Below are 278 nucleotides of genomic sequence, written 5' to 3' on the forward strand. Positions count from 1 at the left end.
CAACATGTCTATCCTAGCGGTGGTAAATCGTCGATACTTGCACCAAACCATTTAAATCGACAATTTAATCCTGCGACAATTAATCGATATTGGACTGGTGATATTACCTATATTCGAACAAGGCAAGGCTAGCTCTATCTGGCTGTTGTCATGGATTTATGCTCTCGGCGTATTATTGGATGGGCCTTTTCTGACAAGCCTAATAGTAACCTTACGGTTAAAGCATTAAATATGGCAATACAGCGGCGTAAAGGAGAAAGCCCAACTTTATTTCATTG

General features: G+C 40.3%; 1 protein-coding gene and 1 pseudogene. Both read left to right on the forward strand.

Going from position 1 to position 278, the window contains the following annotated elements:
• A pseudogene (locus GQ589_RS12640) lies at positions 1-190 on the forward strand (DDE-type integrase/transposase/recombinase); the annotation flags it as partial.
• A partial coding sequence (locus GQ589_RS12645; RefSeq protein WP_370519449.1) for a hypothetical protein occupies positions 175-278 on the forward strand: 104 nt, incomplete at its 3' end. The pseudogene GQ589_RS12640 and the gene GQ589_RS12645, both read left to right, overlap by 16 nt.

Origin of the sequence: Gilliamella sp. Pas-s27 (assembly GCF_009795865.1) — a bacterium.
Taxonomy (GTDB): domain Bacteria; phylum Pseudomonadota; class Gammaproteobacteria; order Enterobacterales; family Orbaceae; genus Gilliamella.